This is a genomic window from uncultured Flavobacterium sp., from assembly GCF_937967675.1.
In the GTDB taxonomy this organism is placed as follows: Bacteria; Bacteroidota; Bacteroidia; order Flavobacteriales; family Flavobacteriaceae; genus Flavobacterium.
The window spans coordinates 23,182-31,178 of sequence record NZ_CALBSN010000104.1 but is presented as its reverse complement, the minus strand read 5'-3'; the positions used below and the strand labels follow the sequence as shown (position 1 = coordinate 31,178).

The following is a 7,997-nucleotide window of genomic DNA, read 5'->3' as shown; positions in this document are numbered from 1 at the left end:
AACCTAAAATTTGGAAAGCCCAATATAACAAAGACGCTAAAGCTCCTAAAGCTGCAACAACATAAGTTCTTGCTGCCCATTTTAATGAATCTTCGGCACCTGCATATTCTTGTTGGCTAACCATGTTTTTATTTTTCAACCAAGCTAATGCTCTGTTACTTGCATCGTATTCCACTGGAAGCGTAACGAAACTGAAGGTAGTTGCAATAGCCATTAAAATTAAACCTGCAACCGCTACATAAAAACCAATACTTGATTTAGAAGCGAAACCTAAAATCAAACCACCCATAATCAACCATTGCGACATGCTTGACGAAATGTTTACTACAGGCACCATTTTAGAACGCATCGTTAACCAACTGTAGGCCTGAGCATGTTGCACCGCATGTCCCACTTCGTGAGCCGCAACAGCAGCCGCAGCCGCATTTCTTTGATTATAAACTGCTTCTGATAAGTTTACCGTTTTATCCATAGGATTGTAATGATCCGTTAATCTTCCGGGTGTTGAAATTACTTTTACATCAAAAATTCCGTGATCGTGAAGCATTTTCTCGGCGATTTCTGCTCCACTCATTCCGTTTCGTAATGACACTTTTGAATAGTATTCAAACTTGCTCTTCAAACGCGAGCTTACTAACCAACTTACTAGAGCAATCGCTCCAATCATGATATAATATCCAAACATAATTTTTCTTTTTAATTTTATAAACTATATACAAAATTTAAGCCAATTTATCTTAAATGACAAGTTGACATTTTGATTTATTTATTATACGTAAAAAATGAAAAATGTTACAAAAACTAAAAGAAAAAACCGCAGATTCGCAGATTAATTTGAAATCAGTGAATCTGCGGTTTCATATTAATCACAAGTTTGTTACTCTGAAAGAGACTCTACAAAGTTTGCGTGAGATTCTTTCAGCATGACAAAAATGTATTGAAATTATCCTACCAAATTAATAATCTTACCCGGAACAATAATGACTTTATTTGGAGTTCTACCTTGTAATTGTGCTTGTGTTCTTTCGTCTGTCATTACAATTTCTTCAATTTGAGCTGCCGTTAAATCTAATGGCAATTTAATAGTGAAACGCATTTTTCCATTGAAAGAAACCGGATATTCTTTTTCAGATTCTACTAAATATTTTTCTTCAAATTTTGGAAAAGCAACCGTTGCAATGGAACCTTCATGACCTAGAGCAGACCACAATTCCTCAGCAATATGAGGCGCATAAGGAGAAACTAAAACCGCTAATGGTTCTAAAATTGCTCTATGATTGCATTTTAATTGTTGTAATTCGTTTACACAAATCATGAATTGAGAAACCGACGTATTAAAAGAGAAATTCTCAATATCTTCCGTTACTTTTTTGATGGTTTTATGTAGCGATTTGTACATATCCGCTGTTGGTTCGTCATTCGTAATATTTAAACCATTGTCATCAAAATACAAACGCCATAATTTTTTCAAGAAACCGGAAACTCCTGTGATTCCAGCAGTGTTCCAAGGTTTTGCTTGCTCTAATGGCCCTAAGAACATTTCGTACAAACGCAAGGTATCCGCGCCATATTCATTACAAATGTCATCTGGATTGACTACGTTGTATTTCGATTTCGACATTTTTTCTACTTCGCGACCAACGATGTATTTTCCACCTTCCAAAATGAATTCCGCATCTTTATAATCTGAATATAATGGATGTGATTTGAATTTTTCAATGTCTAATTCGTTAGTAATATCATTAATACAAGATAAATCAACGTGAATTGGGTGAACATTTTTATCTTTAATCAATCCTTTTGAATATAAGGTTTTTGAATCTTCACTTCTGTAAACAAAAGCACTCATTCCTAAAATCATTCCTTGATTGATTAATTTTTTGAATGGCTCTTCAGTTGGAGCGAAACCTCTATCTTTTAAGAATTTGTTCCAAAAACGAGAATACAATAAATGTCCGGTTGCGTGTTCGCTTCCACCAATGTATAAATCTACGTTTTCCCAATATTTTAATGCTTCTTCGCTTGCAAATTCTTCGGTGTTGTGCGTATCCATATAACGCATCCAATACCAAGAAGAACCTGCCCAACCTGGCATCGTGTTTAATTCAAGTGGAAAAATAGTTACATTATCTATTAACTGATTACTAACCACTGAACACTGAACACTGTCCCACGCCCAAACCGTTGCGTTTCCTAAAGGTGGCTGACCATCTTCGGTTGGTAAATATTTTTCTACTTCTGGCAAAACAATTGGCAAATGTTTTTTGTCAATCATTTGTGGTAAACCATTCACATAATATACTGGAAAAGGTTCACCCCAATAGCGTTGGCGAGAGAAAACCGCATCACGTAAACGGTAATTTACTTTTGCCTTTCCTGCTCCAATTTTTTCTAATTCTTCAATGACTTTTTTAGTTCCCGATTTGTAATCCAAACCATTTAAGAAGTCAGAATTTACTAATTCGAAACCGCCTTTTTCTCCGTAAGCCGCTTCTGAAATATCTTGATTGAAAATATTTTTAATTGCTGGCATTCCGTGCGTTCCTTTAAAGAAATTCGCGAAAGCATAATCACGCTCATCGCCACATGGAACCGCCATCACCGCACCTGTTCCATAACCAGCCAATACGTAATCGCCAATCCAAACTGGAATTGGTTCTTTCGTAAAAGGATGTTCCGCATACGCACCAGTGAAAACACCTGAAATCGTTTTAACATCTGCCATTCTTTCTCTTTCCGAACGTTTTGCTGTAGCTTCAACATAAGCTTCAACTGCTGCTTTTTGTTCTGGAGTAGTGATTTGAGCAACCAATTCGTGTTCTGGCGCTAATGTCATAAATGTAACTCCGAAAATCGTATCAGGGCGAGTGGTAAAAACATCGATTTTAGCATCGTGATTGTTTACATTAAACGAAACCATTGCTCCAACTGATTTTCCAATCCAGTTTCTTTGTGATTCTTTGATGGATTCACTCCAATCGATTTCGTTTAAACCTTGCAATAAACGTTCCGCGTAAGCAGAGATTCGCATTGACCATTGCGTCATTTTTTTACGAATAACAGGATGTCCGCCACGTTCTGAAACGCCATTTACGATTTCGTCATTCGCTAAAACTGTTCCTAATGCCGGGCACCAGTTTACTTCGGTTTCCGCTAAATAGGTTAATCTATATTGTAATAAGATTTTTTGTTGTTCTTCAGAAGAAAACGATTTCCAATCTTCAGCAGAAAAAGGTACAATATTATCATCACAAACCGCATTTACATTGGCGTTTCCGTTTTTCTCGAATTCTTGAATTAAAGTGCAAATGCTTTCTGCTTTATCTGAATTTTTGTTGTACCAAGATTCAAATAATTGAATGAAAATCCACTGTGTATGTTTGTAATAATCTGGATTTGAAGTACGCACTTCTCTAATCCAATCAAAAGAAAATCCGATTTTATCTAATTGTTCACGGTAGCGCGCAATGTTCTCACGAGTTGTTTTTTCAGGATGTTGACCTGTTTGAATCGCATATTGTTCGGCTGGTAAACCAAATGAATCGTACCCTTGTGGATGCAACACATTAAAACCTTGATGTCTTTTATATCTTGCCACAATATCAGAAGCTATGTAACCCAGCGGATGCCCAACGTGTAAGCCTGCTCCAGAAGGATAAGGAAACATGTCTAATACATAGTATTTTGGTTTGTCTGAATTATTTGATGCAGCAAAAGTTTGATTCTCTGCCCAATATTGTTGCCATTTGGCTTCGATTTCGTTATGGAAGTACTTCATTATTTTAGTTTTCAGTCTCAGTTTTCAGTCTCAGTTTTTAGCCTCAATTTGAACAACTGATGACTGCGACTGTGACTGACCACTATTTTTTTCGGTGCAAAAATACGTTTTATAATACTAAAGTTAAAACTTTGTTGTTATATTCTATGTAAACAAAATTTCTTTACTATTTTTACGGCTTAAATAGAATTATATGGCATCATCTTTTGAAAATTACAACAAACGACGTTTGATATCTTCTTACTTTTCGGTAGTATTGAGTATCTTTTTAGTATTATTCCTATTAGGAGCTTTAGGACTTTTTGTAATTAATTCGAAAAAGATTACTAATGATTTTAAAGAAAACATACCTATGACTGTTTTCTTTGATAACGATGCAAAAGACTCTACTATTAGAGCTTTTGACACCGAATTAAAAAACGCTAAATTCATCAAAGAATATGCTTTTGTTCACAAGGATAGCGCCGCTAAAAACAATGTGGATATCGTTGGAAAAGATTTTATGGAGTTTTTAGGATTCAATCCACTTCAAAATTCATTTGACATTCACTTAAAAGGAGATTACGTTAATGCAGATAGTATCAAGAAAATTGAGCGTAACATTCGTAAAAACGAAATGGTTTCGGAAATTATCTATGATAAAGAACTAGTAGATATGGTAAACGAAAACGTAACAAAAATCACGTTTTGGATTTTAATCATCAGCGGAATTTTAACGGTTGTGGCGATGTTGTTAATCAACAGTTCTATGCGATTATCAATTTATTCTCATCGTTTTACCATTAAAACCATGCAGATGGTAGGAGCGACAAAATCGTTCATTAGAAAACCTTTTATTTGGAGAAGTATTAAACTAGGATTAATTGGTTCTGGATTAGCTATCATCGGAATTATCGCTTTAGCTATTTATGTAGATGGTATATTCCCAAGTTTAGGCATTGCAAAAGATTACGTTTCACTTGGAATAGTAATTACAGGTGTTTTAGGAATTGGAATTCTAATCACTTGGATTAGTACCTTCTTTGCTACACAACGTTTCTTGAATTTAAAAACAGACGATCTTTATTAGTATTCAGTGTTCAGTTTACAGTGTTCATTGGATTTAAAAAAACATAAAAATGGAAAATAATAACAAACCGGAATTTCTTTTTGATAAGATAAACTATAAAATTCTTTTAGTTGGATTAGCCGTTATTGCTCTTGGATTTATTTTAATGAGTGGTGGCGGAAGCGACGATCCAAATGTTTTTAAAGCAGATGAATTATTCAGTTTTAGAAGAATCCGCTTAGCTCCAACTGTAGTTTTAATTGGATTCGGAATTACGATTTATTCGATTTTAAAAAATCCGAAGAAGTAACACTTTATGGATATTTTACAAGCTATCATCATTGCCATCATTGAAGGGCTTACGGAATACTTACCCGTTTCTTCAACGGGACACATGATTTTTACGAGTTCTTATTTTGGGATTGAAAAAGAGGAATTTACCAAACTGTTTCAAGTTTCCATTCAATTTGGAGCCATTTTAGCAGTTGTAGTTTTGTATTGGAAGAAATTTTTCGATTTCTCTAAACTTCAATTCTTTATTAAATTAGCTTTTGCCGTTATTCCAGCCTTAATCTTAGGAAAGTTATTTGACGATAAAATTGAAGCGGTTTTAGAACATCCCACACCAATTGCTGTTGTACTTATCATAGGTGGAGTAATTCTGTTATTTGTTGATAAATTTTTCAAAAATCCTACCATCTTTAAAGAAGAAGACATTACCATAAAAAAAGCGGTAACTATTGGTTTTTGGCAATGTTTAGCCATGATGCCTGGTACCAGCCGAAGTGCCGCAAGTATTATTGGTGGTATGCAACAAGGATTGTCACGACAAGCAGCAGCTGAATTTTCGTTCTTTTTGGCTGTACCAACCATGTTAGCGGTTACTTGTTATTCTATCTTTTTAAAATCGTATGAAGCGAGTGGTTTAAAAGGATATGAATTGATTTTAAAAACACCCGAAAACACAAAAATGTTCATCATTGGAAATGTTGTGGCTTTTATTGTAGCGGTTTTAGCTATTAAGTTTTTTATAGAAATCATCAAAAAATACGGTTTCAAACCGTGGGGTTGGTATCGTATTGTTGCTGGAATTCTATTATTAGCGTACTTTAATTTATACAAATAATGAGTGCCGAAGAATTTTTAGCAGGAAAAGTACTTTTAATTGACAAACCTTTGACTTGGTCTTCTTTTCAGGCGGTGAATAAATTGAAATACATTTTAAAACGCAAATACGACTTACCGAAAAAATTCAAAATTGGTCACGCTGGAACTTTAGATCCATTAGCTTCAGGTTTATTAATTATTTGCACAGGAAAATTCACCAAAAGTATTACCGAAATTCAAGCACAAGCTAAAGAATATACTGGAACTATAATGGTTGGAGCTACTACTCCATCGTATGATTTAGAAACGGAAGTTAATGCTACTTTTCCAACAGCACATATTACCGAAGAATTGATTTTCGAAACCACAAAACAGTTTTTAGGTGAAATCGACCAGAAACCACCTGTTTTTTCTGCCATTAAAAAAGATGGAAAACGTTTGTATGAACACGCACGCGCTGGTGAAGAAGTCGAAATTCAATCGAGAAAAACTACGATTTACGAATTTGAAATCACAAGAATTCAATTACCTGAAATCGATTTTAGAGTTAAGTGTAGTAAAGGAACTTACATTCGTTCGTTAGCATATGACTTTGGATTAGCATTACAATCAGGTGGACATTTAACAGCGCTTCGAAGAACAAAAATTGGCGATTATTCGGTTGAAAACGCAATTACTCCTGATGATTTTGCACAATTGCATCAAGATGAAAAATAAAATATTCCTTCTATTATTTCTTTTATTCCAATTTGGTTTTTCACAAAACGTAAAACTAAAAACAGGAGATATTTTATTTCAATCGATGAATTGCGGTCCTCTTTGCGAAGCAATTAACGAGGTTACTGAAGGTTATCAAGGGAAAGATTTTAGTCATTTGGGCATGGTGTATATCAAAAATGATTCAATTTTCGTAATTGAAGCTGCTGGAAAAGCAGTAAAAATAACTCCTTACGAAACCTTCAAAACCTACACAAAAGAAGAAATGTTCGTAGGAAGATTAAAAAGAAAATACCGAAAATACATTCCTGAAGCTATCACTTTTTCGTTACAACAAGTTGGTGTTCCTTATGATGACGAATATTTGTACAATAACGGAAAATATTATTGTTCGGAATTAATTTATGATGCGTTTTTGCATTCATACAAAAAACCACTGTTTGATTTATTTCCGATGACATTCAAATCACCAAAATCAAATCAGTATTTTGAAGTTTGGGCAGACTATTACGAGAAACTAAAAATGGAAATCCCAGAAGGTCAACTAGGCTGTAACCCTGGCGGAATTTCCACTTCTGATAAATTGAATATTATAGGTAGTATTCAATGAAATTTCAATATCAGGAACATAGATTGAAGAAATTTTAAAAATTATCCAAATTTTTATAATCTGTGTTCCAAAAAAAATCAACTTAAAACTTGCTCATGCAGTTCCACGATTTCATTCTGAATCGAAATTCCTTTATCGTGTAAATACCATTTTTGCAATTCTATTTTAGCGGTTTCATCAACAATTCCGTGAGCGGCTTTGTAATCTAAAATTAATTGTTTTGCTCCTGCTGGTCTTGGACCCCAATCCGCCACAACTTCTAAAGTTTCAGCATCTAAAAGGATTAATTTTGGAATTGCTTTTCCTCCATTCGTTAAGAAGTGTTGCATTAAGGCATCATTATCATCACGCAAAGCAATTTTTAATTCCACCTTATCTGATACTTCAGCCATTTTGTGAATCACAGGAACGATTTGAGCGGCATCGCCACACCAACCTTCGCTTAATACCAACCAAATGTATTTTTTGTCAAGATTTTCTAATTTAGCATTTACCTCTGGAGTTACTTCAATGGTTTTATCCAAACGATGCATTCTCGTTTCGTTTAATTCTGAATAATGAAGTAAATCGGCTGATTGTTCGTGACCTGTAGATTTTCCTTCAGCAATTAAACTCGTAACTTTTTTTCTGTAATCGGCATAAGAAAAACTATTTTCTAGTGCTTGTTTTATAGTATTTATCATCTTCTTAACTTTATTTGGCAAATTTAATCCTATTTTTGATAATAATATGTAAGA

At 34.3% G+C, this 7,997-nt stretch carries 8 protein-coding genes; 5 read left to right on the top strand and 3 right to left on the bottom strand.

Features of this window, described 5'->3' with window-relative positions; genetic code table 11:
• Both Q0075_RS07110 and leuS read right to left on the bottom strand, forming a co-directional pair.
• The coding region (locus tag Q0075_RS07110) for a zinc metallopeptidase (RefSeq protein ID WP_297868905.1) at nt 1–685 on the bottom strand (685 nt) is incomplete at its 3' end.
• Between the two features lie 258 nt (nt 686–943).
• Complete coding sequence (gene leuS, locus Q0075_RS07105) at nt 944–3,778, bottom strand: leucine--tRNA ligase (RefSeq protein ID WP_297868904.1); 2,835 nt, start codon at nt 3,776–3,778, stop codon at nt 944–946.
• A gap of 193 nt (nt 3,779–3,971) precedes the next feature.
• Here leuS and Q0075_RS07100 point away from each other — a divergent pair, with 193 nt between their 5' ends.
• The 5 genes from Q0075_RS07100 to Q0075_RS07080 are packed head-to-tail and all read left to right on the top strand — an operon-like array spanning nt 3,972 to nt 7,260.
• On the top strand, nt 3,972–4,847 hold the full coding sequence (locus tag Q0075_RS07100; RefSeq protein ID WP_297868903.1) for a permease-like cell division protein FtsX: 876 nt from the start codon (nt 3,972–3,974) through the stop codon (nt 4,845–4,847).
• A gap of 49 nt (nt 4,848–4,896) precedes the next feature.
• Nucleotides 4,897–5,136 (top strand): DUF3098 domain-containing protein, encoded by a 240-nt coding sequence (locus Q0075_RS07095; protein ID WP_297868902.1) that lies wholly within the window; start codon nt 4,897–4,899, stop codon nt 5,134–5,136.
• A 6-nt stretch (nt 5,137–5,142) separates the two neighbouring features.
• Nucleotides 5,143–5,952 carry an undecaprenyl-diphosphate phosphatase gene (locus Q0075_RS07090; RefSeq protein ID WP_297868901.1) on the top strand — a complete coding sequence of 270 codons (810 nt, stop codon included), beginning with the start codon at nt 5,143–5,145 and terminating at the stop codon, nt 5,950–5,952.
• Nucleotides 5,952–6,650: a tRNA pseudouridine(55) synthase TruB gene (gene truB / locus Q0075_RS07085; RefSeq protein ID WP_297868900.1), complete on the top strand. Its 699-nt coding sequence runs from the start codon at nt 5,952–5,954 to the stop codon at nt 6,648–6,650. The genes Q0075_RS07090 and truB overlap by 1 nt, the downstream gene beginning before the upstream one ends.
• Nucleotides 6,640–7,260, top strand: a complete 621-nt coding sequence (locus tag Q0075_RS07080; protein WP_297868899.1) for a YiiX/YebB-like N1pC/P60 family cysteine hydrolase — start codon at nt 6,640–6,642, stop codon at nt 7,258–7,260. The genes truB and Q0075_RS07080 overlap by 11 nt, the downstream gene beginning before the upstream one ends.
• A gap of 77 nt (nt 7,261–7,337) precedes the next feature.
• Here the strand turns inward: Q0075_RS07080 and Q0075_RS07075 are convergent, their stop codons facing one another.
• Entirely contained in the window at nt 7,338–7,943 is a 606-nt protein-coding gene (locus Q0075_RS07075) for a thioredoxin family protein (RefSeq protein WP_297868898.1), read from the bottom strand.
• Between the last annotated feature and the right edge of the window lie 54 nt (nt 7,944–7,997).

Excerpts from the sequence above, each read along its gene's own strand:
- leuS (WP_297868904.1), bottom strand. The coding sequence starts at position 3,778 with ATGAAGTACTTCCATAACGAAATCGAAGCCAAATGGCAACAATATTGG.
- Q0075_RS07100 (WP_297868903.1), top strand. The coding sequence starts at position 3,972 with ATGGCATCATCTTTTGAAAATTACAACAAACGACGTTTGATATCTTCT.
- Q0075_RS07095 (WP_297868902.1), top strand. The coding sequence starts at position 4,897 with ATGGAAAATAATAACAAACCGGAATTTCTTTTTGATAAGATAAACTAT.
- Q0075_RS07090 (WP_297868901.1), top strand. The coding sequence starts at position 5,143 with ATGGATATTTTACAAGCTATCATCATTGCCATCATTGAAGGGCTTACG.
- truB (WP_297868900.1), top strand. The coding sequence starts at position 5,952 with ATGAGTGCCGAAGAATTTTTAGCAGGAAAAGTACTTTTAATTGACAAA.
- Q0075_RS07080 (WP_297868899.1), top strand. The coding sequence starts at position 6,640 with ATGAAAAATAAAATATTCCTTCTATTATTTCTTTTATTCCAATTTGGT.
- Q0075_RS07075 (WP_297868898.1), bottom strand. The coding sequence starts at position 7,943 with ATGATAAATACTATAAAACAAGCACTAGAAAATAGTTTTTCTTATGCC.